This window comes from Paenibacillus sp. ALE3, assembly GCF_054113405.1.
This window is the reverse complement of the sequence record NZ_CM134214.1, coordinates 1898175-1915612: the sequence shown is the minus strand read 5'-3', so window position 1 is coordinate 1915612 and position 17438 is coordinate 1898175. Positions and strand designations below refer to the sequence as shown.

The following is a 17438-nucleotide window of genomic DNA, read 5'->3' as shown; positions in this document are numbered from 1 at the left end:
AATCAGAACTATATTTAAAATTTTATTTTGATCCTATTACTGCTTTAATTGTGCCACAAAATCACGAATTTGCAAAAGCCCTTCTTCTCTGCGTGCAGAATCCTCCAGCAATGGAATGGCTTCCTCCACCTGGCGCACAATGGCACTGCCAACCACAACTCCATCGCAAATGTCTGAAAACCGGACAACCTGCTCACGATTTGAAATACCAAAGCCTATCGCCACCGGAACACTGGTATGCCGTTTGACCTGCGCGATGAAGCCCTCTATACCTTCAAAAAAAGAAGCTCTTTCTCCGGTTACACCCAGCGAAGATACACAGTATACAAATCCACGGGCCTGACGGGCAATTCGTTCGATACGCTGTTCAGACGTTGGGGCTACCAGCGGGATCAGATGCACACCCACCTCTGCTGCACGTCCTCCCAACTCTTCTGCTTCTTCAAGTGGAAGATCCGGAATAATAAGACCACTGATACCGTGCTCCTGCAAGCCAGCAAAGAAAGCATCCATTCCCATCTGCAATACAGGATTATAATATGTGAACAGAATAAAAGGCAGGTTTGAACCTGCCGCTCTAGCCAGAGACGCGGTCTCCATACAGGTGCGGATCGAAATTTGCCGTTTCAATGCACGTTCAGACGCACGCTGAATCACAGGACCGTCAGCCAACGGATCCGAATAAGGTACGCCTAGTTCCAATATATCGGCTCCGGCCGACTCTAACTGCCGAATGATCTCTATCGTAGTATCTACGTCCGGGTCGCCTACCGTCAGAAAAGGAATTAATGCCGTTTTGCCTTCATTTTTAAGGCGTTCAAACGCCTGATCAATTAAATTCATAACGGATTTCCCCCTAAATACTTGATAATGGAGTCCACATCTTTATCCCCGCGCCCAGACAAACAAATAACGATAATATCATCTGCGGTCAACGTAGGTGCCAGCTTGGCGACCTGTGCAACGGCATGAGCCGACTCTAATGCAGGAAGTATTCCTTCGGTACGGCAAAGGAGCTGAAGTGCATCTAGTGCTTCCTGATCGGTAATCGGAACATATTTGGCCCGCTCAATATCTTTTAGGTATGAATGCTCCGGTCCAACACCTGGATAATCCAGTCCAGCCGAGATGGAATGCGCAGGCTGCACTTGTCCGTACTCATCCTGAAGCAGATAACTCATAGAGCCTTGGAAGACCCCTTGTGTTCCCTTGCTCATGGTAGCTGCATGGAATTCCGTCTCGACGCCTTTTCCAGCAGCCTCCACGCCAATCAAAGCGACACCCTGATCCTCTATAAAAGGATAAAACATGCCGATAGCATTGCTTCCACCACCGATCGCTGCCACGACTACATCCGGAAGTCTACCTTCCTTCTCCAAGATCTGACGGCGTGTTTCATCGCCTATCACACGTTGGAAGTCCCGCACCATCATCGGATACGGATGTGGGCCGACAGCCGAACCCAAAATATAGAACGTATCATGGACGTGGCTCACCCAATAACGCAAAGCTTCATTCCCGGCATCCTTCAGTGTACGCGTACCGGATGTCACCGGAATCACTTCTGCACCCAAAAGCTGCATCCGAAATACATTCAACTGCTGGCGAACTGTATCCTCTTCCCCCATAAACACCTTGCATTCCAATCCGAGCAATGCAGCCACAGTAGCCGTCGCAACACCATGCTGTCCAGCACCTGTTTCGGCAATAACCTTCTGCTTACCCATACGCTTCGCCAGCAATCCCTGGGCCAATGCATTATTAATTTTATGGGCGCCAGTATGGTTTAAATCTTCGCGCTTCAAGTAAATTTTAGCCCCGCCCAGATGTTGACTCAGTCGCTCCGCATGATAAAGCGGCGTTTCCCGACCCGAATAGTCTTTTAGAAGTCCGTTCAACTCTGCTTTAAATTCAGGATCATCCGCATACTTTCGGTAGGATTCCTCCAATTCAATCAGTGCGTTCATCAACGTTTCCGGTACATAACGTCCGCCAAAAGTTCCAAAACGTCCGTTGTTATCAGGTAATTGTGTCATGCCTGCTTCACCCTTTCTACGAATGCTGTGATTTTTGCAATGTCCTTGACTCCGTTCGTCTCTACACCGCTGGACACATCCAGCCCTTCGGGATGATACTCGTTAATCAGCTTTTCTGCGTTATCGGCAGTCAGTCCCCCGGCTACAAACAAAGGAATTCCATGTTGATGAGTCCAAGCCTGATAGGCAGGAATCCGATCCCACGCAAACGTTTTTCCAGAACCGCCACCATACAGGGGATCGTATGTATCCAGCAGTAAAGCATCGATCGTTCCGACATAAGCCTCCAATTCGTCCGCTCGGTATTCGATCTTCCCCTTCACGGTCTGCCCTTGGCTATCCACAGACCAGGCCTTGAATACTTGTATGCCAAAACGTTCCTTAAGCTCCCGACAACGCTGCGGACTCTCCTGTCCATGCAGCTGGATGACATCCAATGGTGCTTTCTCCATCACATCGTTTAGCATTGCGTCACTAGGGTTCACAAATACGCCCACGCTACGAGGTCTGCTGCCTGGAGTCCATTCATCCAATACGCGAAGCAACTCTCCAGCATGTGCGCCGTCAATCCGGCGCTTACTGTCAGCAAACACAAAACCTATATAATCGACCGGTAAGTTTACCATAGATTTTAGCACTTCAACGCTTTGAAGTCCACAAATTTTTACGCCCGTTTTGTTCATGCTCTAACCCCGTCCATCAATTCGGCTACAGCCTGTCCTACATCTTCCTTACGCATCAAATGCTCCCCTACCAGAATGCCGTGCGCACCTACCGAATGCAGATACTTCACATCTTCCGGTCCTGCAATGCCGCTTTCGCTGATGAATGTAACCCCTTTAGGGATCAGTGAGATCAGCTCCTCTGTCGTCTGGAGACGGGTCTCAAATGTCCGAAGATTACGATTGTTCACACCAATTAAGGTTGCTGTCCCAAGATCCAGCACTGTTTTAAGTTCCTCACTGTCATGAACCTCTACCAATGCATCCAGCCCAAGATCCTTGGCGATTTGTAAGAATGACCCTAATACATGGGGTTCCAAGATAGCCACAATCAACAGTACCGCATCTGCTCCTAACAGACGAGCTTCATATATTTGCCGTTCATCAATGATAAAATCTTTTCGCAGCAGCGGAATTTTCACCTGATCGCGAATTTGCTGCAAATATTCAGGACTTCCCTGAAAATACGTCACATCTGTCAGTACAGAAATGCAATCGGCTCCTGCCCCCTCATATGCACGTGCGATATCCACCGGATGAAAATCAGGTCGAATCAACCCTTTTGACGGGGAAGCTTTCTTCACTTCAGCAATCAGCCCGAGCGGACGGTTGCGTCCGCTGGCGAGCGCATTTTCGAATCCTCTCGTCACAGGTAAATCCGCAATTAAGCGTTCGGCTTTATTAATTTGAAAATGCTGCTTCAGCTGCTCCACTTCTTGTCGCTTCGTCACCACGATTTTATCAAGATACATATTGATATTCCCCCGTTGCCTGTATTAATTGATCCAGCTTGGAAAGTGCCAGTCCGGAGTCAATGGCTTCTGCTGCTCGCGCTACTCCGTCTGTCAAGCTAGCTGCTGCGCCTGAGACATAAATACATGCTCCTGCGTTCGCTAGCACAACATCACGATAGGCTCCATGCTCTCCGTTCAAAATTCGTCGTATGATATCTGCGTTAACCTGTGCATCGCCACCTAACACCTGATCTAGAGAATGTGTCTGCAAGCCCAGATCGGACGGATGAAGCTCGAACGTGTGAACCTTGCCGTCCTTGAGCTCGGATACTCGCGTCGCAGCCGAGATACTAATTTCATCTAGTCCATCCAAACTGCTGACAACCATGGCTCGTTTGGAGCCGAGCTGGTTCAATACCTCGGCAATCACTTCCGTTTTGCCGGCATCATAAATGCCCAACAGCTGTCGATCCGCACCAGCCGGATTCGTCAATGGACCGAGCATATTGAATACTGTCCGCACACCTAGCTCGCGACGCGGCGCTGCGGCATGCTTCATAGACGGATGATACAGCTGTGCGAATAAAAAGCAAATGCCAATGCGGTCCAGACACGATCGCGCCTGATCACTTGTCAAATGAATGTTGACTCCGAGTGCCTCCAGGACATCAGCGCTTCCGGCACGGCCACTTGCAGAACGGTTGCCATGCTTTGCTACCCGCACGGAAACCGAAGCCGCGATAATAGCAGATATCGTGGAAATATTAAACTTGTGAATGCCTGAACCCCCGGTGCCGCATGTATCCAGTAGACGACTGTTCCCTTCTCCAGCTTGCACTGGGCTAGCGTAATTGCGCATTGCTTCGGCAAAACCGGTGATTTCATCTACCGTCTCTCCCTTGAGGCGAAGAGCCGTCAGGAGCCCGCCGATTTGCGCCTGTGTAGCACTCCCACTCATAATCTGTTCCATCACGCTACGGGCCTCCGTACGCGAAAGATGCTGTCCCTCAATGATCCGGCTTAACCCTACTTGCATCATGTCATGTCGTTCCATTGTCGTCTCCTCCTCAGAATCAGATTTTGGTGTGTTACGGAGTGTACAAATAATCTTGGTTGATGACGCTGTTGTAAGGCTGTGTCGTTGCTGGGAACATCGCTTCCGCCGTGCGGATTGCTTTCAGCAGTGCCTTTGCTTTGTTCACCGTCTCCTGATACTCGCTTTCCGGTACGGAGTCCCACACAATTCCAGCCCCTGCCTGGACATAGGCCCGGTTCTTTTTAAACACAATTGTGCGAATCGTAATGCAAGCATCCATATTGCCTGAGAAGCCCAAATATCCTATTGCTCCTGCATAGGTTCCGCGTGCTTCCCGTTCCAGCTCGGCAATAATCTCCATGGCCCGTAGCTTTGGAGCTCCTGATACGGTGCCGGCAGGCAGGCAAGACAGGAAAGCATCGAAGAAATCTTTGTCCTCACGCAGCTCACCTGACACATTCGATACTATGTGCATCACGTGGGAATAGCGTTCAATCTCCATGAATGTATCGCATTTTACGGTGCCAAACTGGGATACACGGCCCAAATCATTTCTTCCCAAATCGACCAGCATCAGATGCTCTGCACGTTCTTTTTCATCCTTCAACAATTCTTCAGCAAGTGCCGCATCTTCTGTTTCCGTTACACCACGCGGTCTCGTTCCTGCAATCGGCCGGGTCTCTACGCGGCCGTTTTCCACCTTGACGAGTGCCTCCGGCGAAGTGCCTACGATGATCTCGTCATCCATTTTCAAATAATACATATATGGCGACGGGTTCATCGTGCGCAGCACGCGGTATACCTGTAGTGGAGAGGCCTCTGTATCAATGTGAAAACGCTGGGACAGTACAACCTGAAAAATATCACCTGAGCGGATATACTCCTTTGCCTGCTCCACGTTTGATATAAACTGTTCCTTCGTCACATTGGATTGAATCTCACCCAGTTCCACATCATCAGGAATGGAAGCTGATCCTAATCGCTCCGGTGGGGACTGCTTGCGCAGATACTGCGCCGTGTTCTCCAACTTGCGTTCCACATCTGCATAAGCAGCACGTATGTCCTCCTCGCGGAACCCTTCACCTATATGAACATTGCCAACCAGCAAAATTTGCTGTTTCACATGATCAAAGACAATGACTTGATCACAGAACATAAAACGAATATCATCCATATTCAAATCATCTACCGAATGCTCCGGCAGCTTTTCGTAATATTGAAGAAGGTCATATCCAAAAAATCCGATAGCCCCGCCTGTAAACGGAGGCATTTCTTTCAGTTTCGGACTACGGTATTTACGAAGCAATGCTTTGAGCGCTTCAATCGGCTTGTCGCTTAATATTTGCCGTTTACCGTGCTGTTCCAGAATCAATCGACCTTTTTTACCTGAGACCATTAGAAACGGGTCTGTTCCGATGAAGGAATGTCGCGCCCACTGCTCGCCTCCCTCTACACTCTCCAGCAGAAAGGCACGGTCCCGCTCAGCATACCGACGGAATATCCGAATCGGCGTCTCCATATCAGCCAGCACTTTTTTGTACACAGGAATCAGGTTAAATTCATTCGCCATCGCTATCACTTGCTCCACATGCGGCGTTAACATGAGATCACTTCCTTTCCAAATTGGCGCAGAACCCAATGGAGAGAATAAAAAAGCCTCTACCCGTAAGGTAGAGGCTGTCAGTTATTGAAATTATAAGAATGCTCCATATGTAAAATGATTACAGCAAATAGACAAAAGCATATACTCATCCCTTTGCATAACCACGCAGGTTACCTCAAATAAGCTTCTCTTTAGAAGAAAGTCTCTTCATGGACAAAAGCTTACCCGCTACCGCCGGTCTCTGTAATCTCATATGGAATTGGCTAAGGCTACACTCTTCTCATCTCAACTCTGCTTTGGCTAACTCTACTCTACTCAACTCTGCTACACACACTATATCTCATAGAATGTTACTTTGGCAACCATCAACTTTAAAAACGGGCGCTTATTTCCCTTGGGAAGCCAGATCCGGTCTTAACATCTGTGCTCCGTTCAAATATACATGTTTCATTTCACGCTGAGATTTATCAGTATTCACCTGTACCATCAAACGGATGCACTTGGGCAAACTGCCAGCCACAGGAATTTCTAATGCACACATGAGTGGAACCATATCCCAGCCGTCAAGCTGACGGATGGCCATGGCTGGAAAGGCAGCATCCAGGTCATGGGTCACCGTTATCCATACATTACTAATATCGTCTGGCTGAATTTCATTGTAGGATACAATTTCCTCCAGCAGTTGGCTTGTTGCTTCCAAAATTTCGTTTGCTTCATTATTTGCAACGGTCGTCGCGCCACGAATACCACGATTGTACATCGTTACGCCTCCTCTTTTAACTGTTCAATGACTTCCCGGATGTAAGAGACGGAAATATCCTTCACAACCTCCACACGCCCAATACTGCGTGGGACAACGAAAGTAATGCTGCCTTCCTTGAACTTTTTGTCATGCATCATCGCTTCAAGCAGTCGATCTGTATCGAGATGTGATGGAAGAGAAGTCGGTAAGCGCAGCGAAGACAGCATCTCCTTCGTTTCGTTTACCAAAGAAGGATCTGCCCCCAGCTTCACACCCAGAAGTGCGGAGCCGACCATACCAATAGAAATGGCTTCCCCGTGTAAAAACTCACCATATCCCGCAATCGCTTCAATCGCATGACCAATCGTATGACCTAAGTTTAGAATAGCGCGCAAATCGTTTTCTCGTTCATCGCGCGACACGACTTCGGCTTTAATGGAACATCCCTTTTCCAGTCCATACTCCAGTGTCGCCGCATCCAGTGCGAGCAAATCCGTCGCTTGCTCACGGCACCACTGAGCGAAATCGGCATCCCAGATCAAGCCATGCTTGATCATTTCAGCTAGTCCCGCAGATACCTCGCGAGGAGGTAATGTTGACAACGTATCTACGTCATACAGTACGAGTTCCGGTTGGTGGAAGGCTCCTATCATATTTTTTGCCAAAGGATGATTGATGCCGACCTTACCGCCCACGCTGCTGTCATGGGCAAGGATTGTAGTTGGAACCTGTACGAACTTGATGCCTCTCATAAAAGATGCCGCCACAAATCCAGCCAAATCACCCACCACACCACCACCAAGAGCGATAACGGCTGAATTCCGATCCAGGCCGCCCTCAATGGCTGCTGTTATAACCTGCTCAAATACAGCAAGCGACTTGGATGTTTCACCTGGTTTAACGACAAATGATACCGTTTTGTATCCCGACTCCTGAAGATTGCTCTCCAATGCTGCCAGGTAAAATCCCGCTACATTTTCGTCTGAAACAATCAATAATGGGCTTTTTTGTACAATTGCTCGTTCCTTCAACGACTCTCCGGCCTGATGCAACAATCCACGTCCGATATGAATAGGATAAGAACGTTCGCCAAGCTGTACCGTCAGCGTACTCATCTTAGTACTGCTCCAATTGTTGTTCATAGGATGCAATATTCGCGCGGATTTCTTCAATTGAATCCCCGCCGAATTTCTCTAGCAAAGCTTTGGCTATTTCCCAAGCTACCACATGCTCCATGACTACGCTTGCCGCTGGTACCGCACATGCATCCGAACGCTCAACCTGTGCAGTGAACGCTTCCTTCGTATCAATGTCGACGCTTTGCAGCGGCTTATAGAGTGTAGGGATTGGCTTCATTACGCCACGAACCACCACGGGCATTCCGTTGGTCATGCCACCCTCAAAACCACCCAAACGATTCGTACGACGATGATACCCACGTTCCTCATCATACAGAATCTCATCATGCACCTGTGAACCGCGTAATTCTCCTGCTTCAAACCCGATGCCGATTTCCACACCTTTAAATGCATTGATCGACATGACTCCTTGTGCGATACGCGCATCCAGCTTCCGATCATACTGTACATGACTGCCTAGACCAATCGGAACACCTTCCACGATACATTCCACTACCCCACCGACGGAGTCGCCTTCTTGCTTGATCAGGTCAATATATGCTTCCATTTTCTTCTCCGTTTCCGGATCGGTTACTCTCACCGAAGAAGCTTCTGTTACAGCAATCAGTTCATCAATCGGCAAATCGCGATAAGGAGCTTCGATTTCACCAATACGGATGACCTGACCTGCCACCTTGATTCCGAACTCAGCCAACAATTGACGAGCCAAACCGCCACATGCCACACGAATTGCTGTTTCACGTGCACTGGAGCGTTCCAACACGTTACGAAGATCCTTCAGGTTGTATTTCATTCCGCCATTCAAATCCGCATGGCCCGGACGTGGCCGATGAACCCGACGCTTCTCTTCATCACTACCTTCAATAGGCTCAATATTCATAATATTCTGCCAGTGCTTCCAATCGTTATTTTCCACAACTAGCGCAATTGGTGCACCTGTGGTATATCCGTGACGTACGCCACCGGCAATCTTCGCCGTATCTTTTTCAATCTGCATACGCCGCCCCCGTCCATATCCTTTCTGACGACGGTGCAACTGAAAATTCAATTCCTCAAAATCCAATTTTAAATTACTCGGCATACCCTCTACAATGGCAGTTAGCTGGGGACCATGCGTTTCCCCCGCGGTTAAATAACGTAAACTCATGACGCGTTCCCCCTTTAAACTGTTAAACTGTGCATCGCTAAAATCTTTAACTGTGCTTCATTATAGTATACGCACCTTTCTTTGACAAGAAAAGCCACGTGTGAGGCAGATAAACAAAAAAACACGTCCCTCAGCTAGAAGAGCTAAAGGACGTGCACTGTTGATAAGCCAGCCATCCATTACTTAAGGATACAAATAAGTTCCTACGAAACGATGGATGATATGTACAGGCTTATGCTTTTTTGCGATAAAAAAAGGTTTCAGTCGACTCCAGCCCGTATTGGTTAGGAGAAAAGATTTGCTCGGTACTGCCGACAAATAGAACACCGCCGGGACGAAGGCTGGCAGCAAACTTTTGATATAACGCATGTTTGGCCTCTTCTGTAAAATAAATCATAACATTTCGACAGATAATGAGATCATACCCATCCTCAAATCGATCCAGCAGCAAGTTTTGCTTTTGAAATTTCACAGCCTGTTTTAAACGGTCATCAATCCGATACATGGCACCATCTGGTTTAAAATATTTGCTAGCTACCTGCTCAGGCACATCCTTGAGCGAACGCTCCAAATATTTACCTTCCTTGGCTTTAGCCAATGCGCCATCATCAATATCGGAAGCTGTAATGGAGCAATTCCCCAAAATTCCTTTACCGTCGAGAACCATAGCTAGGCTATAGGGCTCTTCACCAGTCGAGCAGGCCGCACTCCACAGCTTAAGCTTCTGCTTTCCCACAAGCAACTGTGGCAAAATGATATCCCGCAGCACTTCCCAACGATTGGGATTTCGCCAAAACTCGGAAACATTGATCGTCATACGATCCAGAAATTCATAGAATAGAGGTTTTTCCTTCATCATGGCATCATAAAAAGAAACAAAACTGGGAAACCCGTTTTTGTTGCGAAGCGTCGTTAACCGCCTTTTCATCTGTGCTTCTTTGTATTGTGCAAGATCAATACCTGTGCTGTCCTTGATTTTGCGGATAAACGCTGTGTAATCGGGGTCCGTCTGACCCAGTTCCAGATCTGTCATGCTACCATCCTTCTTCATACGTAATTAAACTTACACCCAGGTCGCTACCGTTTTTTCATACCGAACTAATTCTTCCGGTGTGAAAAAATTTGCAATCTCGCGCTCTGCGCTCTCCGGTGAATCTGATCCATGAATGAGGTTAAACGGTGTATGTGCAGCAAAGTCTCCACGAATGGTGCCCGGAAGAGCTTCGGTTACTTGTGTTTTACCAATCAGCAAGCGGGAAAGCGTAACAATGTTATCCCCTTCCCAAACCATGGCAAATACAGGACCTGATGTGATAAATCCTACAAGCTCTTCAAAAAAAGGCTTGCCCACATGCTCCGCATAATGCCGTTCTGCTTGTTCTCTAGATACCTGCACAAGCTTGCCAGCCGCCATTTTGAAGCCTTTGTCTTCCAAACGACTGACAATACGTCCCATCAGTCCGCGTTGTACACCATCCGGTTTAACCATCAAAAACGTACGATCCATCGGCTCACTCCCAATCCAATCTAATGTATTTATACAGTACTAATCTGTATTGTAACAGAAAGATTGGAAACGGTTAAAGTATTTTGTCACAGCAAACCTAAAATACAACTTTAGTAGGAGCGGCGTGTTACAAAATGAGCAATATCGCGCAGCGTCTTTTTTGTTTTGACATCTGGTAGTAAGTCCAGCGCGTTCAGCGCTTTATTAATATATCGGTCGGCGAGAATTTCAGCTTTAGTGATTCCTTCACTTTTTTTGATCATATCCACCGCTTTACGGGCGTCTCCCTGCCCGTCCCCATCCTGAATCCGCCGGATTTCAGCCAGCAGATCGTCCCGCAGTTCGGGTTGTTCAAGCGCATAAATGACCGGAAGCGTAATATTACCCTGTCTCATATCGCTGCCTGGCGGCTTGCCGATCTTTTTTTCTGTTCCACACAGATCAAGCAAATCATCCTGAATTTGAAAAGCCATACCTACGTTATAGCCATAGGTGTACAACAGAGAGTTGACTCTTTCCCCTGCTCCAGCAGCCATAGCTCCCAACTGGCAACTGACCGCAATCAACAAAGCCGTTTTGCGCCGTATGCGAAGCAAATAATTGCGCACACTCTGATCCACATTAAAAAAATCACGTATTTGTTCCATTTCACCAATCGACATCTGTACCAACGCCTTAGACAGCACCCGGTGAATATCGGGATTCGGCAGTCCAGCAGCAATAGATAGTGCGCGTGCATATATGTAGTCTCCGGTGTACATAGCCACCCGATTGTCCCATTTGGACTTCACGGTGGGTTGGCCGCGTCTCATTTCCGCATCGTCAATCACGTCGTCGTGAACGAGAGAGGCAGAATGAATCAGTTCCAGAGGTACCGCTATGCGCTTGAGCTTGTCCAGATCATATTCTCCAAACTTGCCTCCCAGCAATACAAACACGGGACGCAATCGCTTGCCCCCTGCTTTAAGCAGATGAAGCGACGTATCATTAATCAACGGCTCCCTACTGTCAATGCTGCGGTACAGCTCTTCTTCTATGAAGTTCATATCCTTTTTTAATAAACCGAACAAATCCAATCGTTTCATTCTTTCACCCGTGTCAGCGTATTGTCACTCCAGAGAAGCGGCTTCACTCGTCGGTCAAGCAGCCCCAGTTCATATGCATACTGAAAATAAAGCTCTAAACCTTGTTGTTGCTTCTCCCCAAAATCATAACACAGATTCGTAAAGTAGCGCTCCCAATAATCTTCCGAACCTCCAATTTCCTTGCAAGCCTCAGATATAACAGGTGCCAGATCAGACAGACTACGCTGCTTGCTTACGCGGAATGCATTCGCAATTTCAGCCACCACAGCGGGATTCTGAGCAGCAACAGCACGTCGAACTGCCCATACAGCAAATGTCATGCTGTAGCCCGTCCAGCGTTTCCACTCTTCCCCGAGGTCGGTTACATACAGGCCTTCACTTCGCCAAGACGCCTTGATCGCGTGATCTCCAATCAGCAGCCCTGCATCTGCCTGTTCCAGCATCAAATCAAGATCTGGTTCACAGTCAAAGTAAGTAGGCTGGCCTTCCCATGCCTTTTGCATCAAAATTTTCAACAAGTTTACCGATGTAGCTGAAGTATTCGTCAGTGCAATGGTGCCATTAATGATTTCATTTAACGGCTTGCGTGAAAATAGTAAAATGGATTGGACTGGACCGTCTGCACTGACGGATAAATCCGGCAACAACAGCATTTCCTCAGCACCTGATGCATACGCAAAGGAGGACATCGCACTCATATCCAAACTCCCATTCAGCATGCCTCGATTCAATTCAGCCGGAACTTTGGAAACCATCTCCGCCGAATGGAGAAGCTCTGAAGGATTAAAGTAATGAAAAATAGGCCAAGCGTTTGTATATTTAATTTTTCCGATTGTGATTGTCTTGGTGTCCGGTATCGGCATCGGAATCCCCCCATCTCGTAAACAGTTGATGTTCTATACGCAAGCTGTCTAATACTTTGCCTACGAGGAACAATACAATATCATCCAGCGTCTTTGGATGAAAATAAAAAGCTGGCATGGCCGGAATCATTTTGACGCCGAGTCTCGCAAGCTTAAGCATATTTTCCAGATGAATAGCATGCAATGGTGTCTCACGAGGCACAAGGATCAGCGGACGACCCTCCTTCATCATCACATCTGCTGCACGTGCCATGAGATTATCAGACGAACCGTGCGCTACCGCTGACAACGTCCCCATCGAGCATGGCATGATAATCATGGCATCGACCAAATAAGAGCCGCTTGCAATAGAAGCTCCAATATCTGTAAAGGGATGGTATACAAGAGAACCGGGACGGTCTCCGAATTGTTCATTCAAAGCTCCTTCCCGGTCAGTCACATTCCAGCCCAGCTCCTCTTTCAATACCCGCCAGCCAGCATTAGAAACAATCAGGTGAACTGTATACTGCAAGTCCAGCAGTGTCTCTACCAGTCGTACACCATAAATGCTTCCGCTCGCACCTGTAATCCCAATAACGATTCGTTTGCCTTGATGGTTGCTCACCTGATTATTCATTAGTATAAACGCACCACCAAATCAATCAGTGTAAAAGCAAATACGACAATGCTAAGTACACCGTTCATCGTAAAGAATGCCGTCTGCAAGCGACTTAGATCTTTTGGAGAAACGATATAGTGCTCATAAAATAAAATAATGTATGAAATAATCATGCCCGCCAGATACCACCAGCTCAAATCTGCAATAAAGAACAGCACAATAAATCCGATCGCCGTAATGACATGGAACACCCGGGCGATGTTCAGAGCACCTGCTACACCAAAACGGGCAGGAATAGAATAAACCCCTTCACTCTGGTCAAAATCAATATCTTGACAAGCATAAATAACATCAAATCCAGCTGTCCAAAATGCAATCGTGAGATAAAGTACGACAGCAGTCAAATCCATTTGTCCTGTTACTGCAACCCATGCGCCTAATGGTGCCAAACCAATGGTCAAACCGAGTACAATATGGCACAGCCAAGTAAAACGCTTGGTGTAAGAGTAAAAAACAAGCATAAAAAAGGCCAGCGGGAACAGCTTGAACGCCAGCGGACTTAACTTGAATGAGGCCCAGAATAACAACAACAAGCTAACGATGATGAAAATTACCACTTCGCTCGATTTGAGCAGCCCTGCCGGGATGGCGCGTCCTGCTGTACGCGGATTTTTCCCGTCAATTACACGGTCAATCATACGATTAAAGCCGAAGGCTGCGCTACGAGCGCCAACCATAGCCAACAAAATCCAACCGATCTGCGGCCATGAGGGAAGGTTGTCCGTCACGACAACTGACCCCAATACAGCCCCCATAAATGCAAATGGGAGCGCAAATAAGGTATGTTCAATTTTAATCATTTCCAAAAAAATAGCAATTTTCTTAAACATGCAGACTCTCCTTGATTCCAATATGCAATGCCGCAATGCCTCCGGTGAGAGAATGAGCTTGAACATCCTTTAATCCGACTTCACGAAAGATGTCAGCCAGTTCATCCCTTCCTGGAAAAAGCGCCAACGAATCAGGGAGCCATTTGTACTGCTCATAACGTTTGGCGAACAATTTGCCGAGCATGGGCAAGATGTGTTGAAAATATGCGTAGTAAATTCCCTTGAACGGCTGCCAAGTAGGTTTGGACAACTCCAGACATACGACCTGCCCACCAGGCTTAACGACTCGTTGCATTTCCTGCAACACGCGGCGCAGATCAGGCACGTTGCGAAGACCGAAACCAATCGTCGCATAATCAAATGAATTGTCTTCAAAAGGTAGATCCATCGCGTTGCCTTGAACAAGCTTGATTTGCTTTTCACGGGATTCTGATGTAATCTTTCGCTCGCCAACATTTAGCATGTTCTGGCTAAAATCCAGTCCTACGATGTGACCACTTTCACTTGCACGCGCCATCGCAAGCGTCCAGTCACATGTCCCACAACAAAGATCGATTGCCGTATCGCCGCGATGCATGTCCATCTTTTTCATTGTAAATTTCCGCCAAGCCTTATGTCTGCGAAAGCTCAGTATATCGTTCATCAAATCGTATTTACCGGCTATACTTTCAAACACGCCATGAACGAATTGCTCTTTCGGCTTGGTGTCGCTTGATCTCATGACGTTCACCTAACCTTCCCTCACAACCGGGTGCGAACTATGTAGCAGCTTTAGGAAAGGCTCAAGCATGCATTCAAATTCCTCAATCCCCGTGTTTTGTTCATCTGACAGGGTCTGCCGGATGTGTGTAACAGCCGTGCGAAGCTTGTCCAGTATCGCATCCTCGGCCTTGTATTTCAGCACAAGCTTACGCCAAACTTCTGTTTCAGTACCACCCTCTGAAAGCAGCGCCTGCTCATGCTGGTCTCCGTTACCGTAAATATGCCAGAACATATATCCGAAACGGGACTTGTCTGGTTCTGCCCGCTTCTCCCATTCCTCCACCAGCGTATCACAGAGAGCGAATTCGTTAAGAAGCTGCTTCCAGACTTCCTGATCCTGTTCTGCAATAAGTGAAGTCAATGATAAAAAAAGCTTCTGTTTGAAGCAAACCATCTGAGATAAATACTGAGCAGCATCCAAACGAAAATGCTTCATCTCCCAGTACAAGCTCATTTTCCCTGCGTTCACTTCACATACAGCATCACTCAGCTTCGAAATGGCCTCGATTCGGCCTGCCAGTGCAAGTAGCTGATAAAAACGGCTGCTGAAGTAGTCACCGGCTAACACTTTCAGCTGTCTGGAACGCATCTCTTCCGGGCTTCGTATACCGGATAAAGTATCAATCATATCATGCGTATCCAGTCCCATTTGCACAAGTGATGTAACCAAAGCGTACAGTTCATCCTCACTGGCATGCAGCCCTTGCGCATTCCGGTTCAAAAACTCAAACAGCAAACGGGTACGGCTGTCAGGAAAAGCCGGCATTTCCGTATGTTGTTGAATCATGTCGTATTCCACATATTTCCTTGCTAATTGAGGTACGCGATACGGTTTCATCCTAAGCCTCCGAGCCATGACTTTCTGGTATACTCAAATAATTGCAATGCCTTATATTATATCACAATTTAAAATGATTCGCGACTAAAGTACTGTAGGTCCAGCGGTAGAAAACATCTAGTTTGTATATACACCGCTAAACCTGTTTTGCCACATGGGCGTTACTGTAATGCGGAAACGAGATTTCAAATCTTCTGGCAGTTCAGCGCCTTCGCGATTTCTAAGTTGTTCCAGTGCCTCGTTCGTCCACTCGTTCCGGCGTATATCGGATGCTAGCAGCAAATGGCGTTCTCCTGACCATTCGTCCTCTGTCACCACCCGCAACAGCAATTGCCGTACGTTCGTCGTTCCGTAGAAGCTAAAGGCGGCAAGCTCCGCCATGTTTTGATAAATCTCCAGTGGCGTAGTTTCTTCCTTGGACAGCTTAACATCCAGGGTCAGGACTGAATGTTCCCAGCTTACACTTGCAATCGGTGTAGTTAATGGAAGCTCATTCAGTGTATCTACCAGATTGTCATCCGTCAGCAGTACTCGTTGCTGGGGCGAAATTGTCGCCTGTGTTTCACGAACTGCTGCGGTACCCGAGTCCAGCATCTGTAAGGACGGCAGCAGTATTGCTGCTGCGGTGGTTATGAGAATGGAACCACCGAGTACAGTCCAAGGTTTCATCAGAGCCTCCCCTGACCCCTACCCCATAATGTGGGTTTGCTACGGTAAAGGTCCTCACTCTCATTGTACAACAAAAAAAAGCAGGCTATGCCTGCATTTTACTCCTCTGTATCTACAACCCCGTGCTTGGTCATCACAACGGCCTTGCCGCGGATTTTGATGGCAGAAGTATGATCCGTAAATTGGACGATCATTACCTCACCCTTGTCCAATTTTTCTGAATGATGCAGGCGTGTATCCTGACCTCTGGTCAGACCAAAAACCTGACATCCGTTGCTTTTTGCTTTAATTACGACGTACTCACTGCTGCCCGTCACGTTATCTTCCATGTTCTTTTCCTCCCTGAGAGCCGAAACTATATTTTTATGATGGAGATTTAAGATTGTTTTGTCAACTCATGCTTTCCACGCTGCCTGCAACAAATAGTGCTTCCTGTGCCATACTATCTGTGCAATCCCATCTATTAACGAAAGGAACGGATCTGATGGAAAACTATCGTCCCGCCAATCTCAGTCCTGCTCAGATTGAGCAGCTTCAACGGATGGAACATGAATTTGCCGAGCTGACAGGTGAACCCCTGGTGCTGATCGCTTATGCCTCGCGAAACGGCAGGACAACTTCCTCTTCTTCAGTCCATGGCACCTCTACCACAAAGTAAATAGGACAAAAAGAAAGGGCCGTGAATCAAATTCACGGTCCTTTCAGCGCATTGGGAATATGTAAGAAATCTTATTTAATTCCGTCTTTGAGCGCTTTACCCGGTTTGAATGCCGGAATTTTGCTCGCAGGGATTTCGATTTCTTCTCCTGTTTGCGGGTTACGTCCTTTACGTGCGGAACGTTCACGAACCTCAAAGTTCCCGAAACCTACCAGTTGTACCTTGTCTCCGTTTTGCAGTGCACCAGCGATCGCCTCAAATACTGCATCGATTGCTTTGGTTACGTCCTTTTTGGACAATTCAGTGCTCTCAGAAACCTGATTGATCAAATCCGTTTTATTCAACATATTCACCTCCCAATTCAAGTGTAGTCCAGCATTAAGGTTATCGGTGTTCTCCACCGATAATG

21 protein-coding genes are annotated in these 17438 nt (G+C 47.4%); 1 reads left to right on the top strand and 20 read right to left on the bottom strand.

Translation table 11 applies throughout. The annotated features are described in order from the left end of the window. Window positions 1–36: 36 nt before the first annotated feature. From trpA to mtrB, 19 genes are all read right to left on the bottom strand, one after another. Complete coding sequence (gene trpA / locus ACXHJ2_RS08585; RefSeq protein WP_064962986.1) at window positions 37–843, bottom strand: tryptophan synthase subunit alpha; 807 nt, start codon at window positions 841–843, stop codon at window positions 37–39. Next, a complete protein-coding gene (trpB, locus tag ACXHJ2_RS08580; RefSeq protein ID WP_025675663.1) occupies window positions 840–2036 on the bottom strand; it encodes a tryptophan synthase subunit beta in 1197 nt (398 codons plus the stop codon). The genes trpA and trpB overlap by 4 nt, the downstream gene beginning before the upstream one ends. After that, complete coding sequence (locus ACXHJ2_RS08575) at window positions 2033–2719, bottom strand: phosphoribosylanthranilate isomerase (protein ID WP_165082353.1); 687 nt, start codon at window positions 2717–2719, stop codon at window positions 2033–2035. The genes trpB and ACXHJ2_RS08575 overlap by 4 nt, the downstream gene beginning before the upstream one ends. Further along, window positions 2716–3510: an indole-3-glycerol phosphate synthase TrpC gene (trpC, locus tag ACXHJ2_RS08570; RefSeq protein ID WP_165082351.1), complete on the bottom strand. Its 795-nt coding sequence runs from the start codon at window positions 3508–3510 to the stop codon at window positions 2716–2718. The genes ACXHJ2_RS08575 and trpC overlap by 4 nt, the downstream gene beginning before the upstream one ends. Then, window positions 3500–4546: an anthranilate phosphoribosyltransferase gene (trpD, locus tag ACXHJ2_RS08565; protein ID WP_129549506.1), complete on the bottom strand. Its 1047-nt coding sequence runs from the start codon at window positions 4544–4546 to the stop codon at window positions 3500–3502. Before trpD ends, trpC begins: the two co-directional genes overlap by 11 nt. 34 nt (window positions 4547–4580) lie before the next feature. Beyond that, window positions 4581–6131, bottom strand: coding sequence for an anthranilate synthase component I (gene trpE, locus ACXHJ2_RS08560; protein WP_013371669.1), 1551 nt, complete (start codon window positions 6129–6131; stop codon window positions 4581–4583). A gap of 385 nt (window positions 6132–6516) precedes the next feature. After that, complete coding sequence (gene aroH / locus ACXHJ2_RS08555) at window positions 6517–6891, bottom strand: chorismate mutase (protein WP_013371670.1); 375 nt, start codon at window positions 6889–6891, stop codon at window positions 6517–6519. 2 nt (window positions 6892–6893) lie between these two features. Continuing rightward, window positions 6894–7988, bottom strand: coding sequence for a 3-dehydroquinate synthase (gene aroB, locus ACXHJ2_RS08550; protein ID WP_165082349.1), 1095 nt, complete (start codon window positions 7986–7988; stop codon window positions 6894–6896). Between the two features lies 1 nt (window position 7989). Continuing rightward, on the bottom strand, window positions 7990–9159 hold the full coding sequence (gene aroC, locus ACXHJ2_RS08545; RefSeq protein ID WP_019687864.1) for a chorismate synthase: 1170 nt from the start codon (window positions 9157–9159) through the stop codon (window positions 7990–7992). A gap of 232 nt (window positions 9160–9391) precedes the next feature. Beyond that, the gene (locus ACXHJ2_RS08540; protein WP_013371673.1) at window positions 9392–10192 is read right to left on the bottom strand and encodes a CheR family methyltransferase; all 801 of its coding nucleotides are present in this window, start codon (window positions 10190–10192) and stop codon (window positions 9392–9394) included. Between the two features lie 30 nt (window positions 10193–10222). After that, window positions 10223–10666 carry a nucleoside-diphosphate kinase gene (ndk, locus tag ACXHJ2_RS08535; protein ID WP_025675656.1) on the bottom strand — a complete coding sequence of 148 codons (444 nt, stop codon included), beginning with the start codon at window positions 10664–10666 and terminating at the stop codon, window positions 10223–10225. 110 nt (window positions 10667–10776) lie between these two features. After that, window positions 10777–11751 carry a polyprenyl synthetase family protein gene (locus ACXHJ2_RS08530; RefSeq protein ID WP_090738862.1) on the bottom strand — a complete coding sequence of 325 codons (975 nt, stop codon included), beginning with the start codon at window positions 11749–11751 and terminating at the stop codon, window positions 10777–10779. Continuing rightward, entirely contained in the window at window positions 11748–12614 is an 867-nt protein-coding gene (locus ACXHJ2_RS08525) for a menaquinone biosynthetic enzyme MqnA/MqnD family protein (protein ID WP_090738861.1), read from the bottom strand. The genes ACXHJ2_RS08530 and ACXHJ2_RS08525 overlap by 4 nt, the downstream gene beginning before the upstream one ends. Beyond that, on the bottom strand, window positions 12571–13230 hold the full coding sequence (locus ACXHJ2_RS08520; protein WP_013371677.1) for a UbiX family flavin prenyltransferase: 660 nt from the start codon (window positions 13228–13230) through the stop codon (window positions 12571–12573). Before ACXHJ2_RS08520 ends, ACXHJ2_RS08525 begins: the two co-directional genes overlap by 44 nt. Further along, window positions 13230–14102, bottom strand: a complete 873-nt coding sequence (locus ACXHJ2_RS08515; RefSeq protein ID WP_058711587.1) for a UbiA-like polyprenyltransferase — start codon at window positions 14100–14102, stop codon at window positions 13230–13232. The genes ACXHJ2_RS08520 and ACXHJ2_RS08515 overlap by 1 nt, the downstream gene beginning before the upstream one ends. Further along, window positions 14095–14823, bottom strand: coding sequence for a demethylmenaquinone methyltransferase (locus ACXHJ2_RS08510; RefSeq protein WP_165082347.1), 729 nt, complete (start codon window positions 14821–14823; stop codon window positions 14095–14097). The genes ACXHJ2_RS08515 and ACXHJ2_RS08510 overlap by 8 nt, the downstream gene beginning before the upstream one ends. Before the next feature lie 9 nt (window positions 14824–14832). After that, the gene (locus ACXHJ2_RS08505; protein WP_165082345.1) at window positions 14833–15702 is read right to left on the bottom strand and encodes a heptaprenyl diphosphate synthase component 1; all 870 of its coding nucleotides are present in this window, start codon (window positions 15700–15702) and stop codon (window positions 14833–14835) included. Window positions 15703–15819: 117 nt separating this feature from the next. After that, on the bottom strand, window positions 15820–16371 hold the full coding sequence (locus tag ACXHJ2_RS08500) for a hypothetical protein (RefSeq protein ID WP_013371681.1): 552 nt from the start codon (window positions 16369–16371) through the stop codon (window positions 15820–15822). Between the two features lie 98 nt (window positions 16372–16469). After that, the gene (mtrB, locus tag ACXHJ2_RS08495) at window positions 16470–16700 is read right to left on the bottom strand and encodes a trp RNA-binding attenuation protein MtrB (protein WP_013371682.1); all 231 of its coding nucleotides are present in this window, start codon (window positions 16698–16700) and stop codon (window positions 16470–16472) included. Between the two features lie 68 nt (window positions 16701–16768). Here mtrB and ACXHJ2_RS08490 point away from each other — a divergent pair, with 68 nt between their 5' ends. After that, a complete protein-coding gene (locus ACXHJ2_RS08490; protein WP_238791461.1) occupies window positions 16769–17029 on the top strand; it encodes a hypothetical protein in 261 nt (86 codons plus the stop codon). 71 nt (window positions 17030–17100) lie between these two features. Here the strand turns inward: ACXHJ2_RS08490 and ACXHJ2_RS08485 are convergent, their stop codons facing one another. After that, a complete protein-coding gene (locus tag ACXHJ2_RS08485; RefSeq protein ID WP_014599981.1) occupies window positions 17101–17373 on the bottom strand; it encodes an HU family DNA-binding protein in 273 nt (90 codons plus the stop codon). Window positions 17374–17438: the final 65 nt, after the last annotated feature.

Bases quoted from the DNA above. Each gene is read 5' to 3' on its own strand.
- trpA (WP_064962986.1), bottom strand. From the start codon at position 843: ATGAATTTAATTGATCAGGCGTTTGAACGCCTTAAAAATGAAGGCAAA.
- trpB (WP_025675663.1), bottom strand. From the start codon at position 2,036: ATGACACAATTACCTGATAACAACGGACGTTTTGGAACTTTTGGCGGA.
- ACXHJ2_RS08575 (WP_165082353.1), bottom strand. From the start codon at position 2,719: ATGAACAAAACGGGCGTAAAAATTTGTGGACTTCAAAGCGTTGAAGTG.
- trpC (WP_165082351.1), bottom strand. From the start codon at position 3,510: ATGTATCTTGATAAAATCGTGGTGACGAAGCGACAAGAAGTGGAGCAG.
- trpD (WP_129549506.1), bottom strand. From the start codon at position 4,546: ATGGAACGACATGACATGATGCAAGTAGGGTTAAGCCGGATCATTGAG.
- trpE (WP_013371669.1), bottom strand. From the start codon at position 6,131: ATGTTAACGCCGCATGTGGAGCAAGTGATAGCGATGGCGAATGAATTT.
- aroH (WP_013371670.1), bottom strand. From the start codon at position 6,891: ATGTACAATCGTGGTATTCGTGGCGCGACGACCGTTGCAAATAATGAA.
- aroB (WP_165082349.1), bottom strand. From the start codon at position 7,988: ATGAGTACGCTGACGGTACAGCTTGGCGAACGTTCTTATCCTATTCAT.
- aroC (WP_019687864.1), bottom strand. From the start codon at position 9,159: ATGAGTTTACGTTATTTAACCGCGGGGGAAACGCATGGTCCCCAGCTA.
- ACXHJ2_RS08540 (WP_013371673.1), bottom strand. From the start codon at position 10,192: ATGACAGATCTGGAACTGGGTCAGACGGACCCCGATTACACAGCGTTT.
- ndk (WP_025675656.1), bottom strand. From the start codon at position 10,666: ATGGATCGTACGTTTTTGATGGTTAAACCGGATGGTGTACAACGCGGA.
- ACXHJ2_RS08530 (WP_090738862.1), bottom strand. From the start codon at position 11,751: ATGAAACGATTGGATTTGTTCGGTTTATTAAAAAAGGATATGAACTTC.
- ACXHJ2_RS08525 (WP_090738861.1), bottom strand. From the start codon at position 12,614: ATGCCGATACCGGACACCAAGACAATCACAATCGGAAAAATTAAATAT.
- ACXHJ2_RS08520 (WP_013371677.1), bottom strand. From the start codon at position 13,230: ATGAATAATCAGGTGAGCAACCATCAAGGCAAACGAATCGTTATTGGG.
- ACXHJ2_RS08515 (WP_058711587.1), bottom strand. From the start codon at position 14,102: ATGTTTAAGAAAATTGCTATTTTTTTGGAAATGATTAAAATTGAACAT.
- ACXHJ2_RS08510 (WP_165082347.1), bottom strand. From the start codon at position 14,823: ATGAGATCAAGCGACACCAAGCCGAAAGAGCAATTCGTTCATGGCGTG.
- ACXHJ2_RS08505 (WP_165082345.1), bottom strand. From the start codon at position 15,702: ATGAAACCGTATCGCGTACCTCAATTAGCAAGGAAATATGTGGAATAC.
- ACXHJ2_RS08500 (WP_013371681.1), bottom strand. From the start codon at position 16,371: ATGAAACCTTGGACTGTACTCGGTGGTTCCATTCTCATAACCACCGCA.
- mtrB (WP_013371682.1), bottom strand. From the start codon at position 16,700: ATGGAAGATAACGTGACGGGCAGCAGTGAGTACGTCGTAATTAAAGCA.
- ACXHJ2_RS08490 (WP_238791461.1), top strand. From the start codon at position 16,769: ATGCTTTCCACGCTGCCTGCAACAAATAGTGCTTCCTGTGCCATACTA.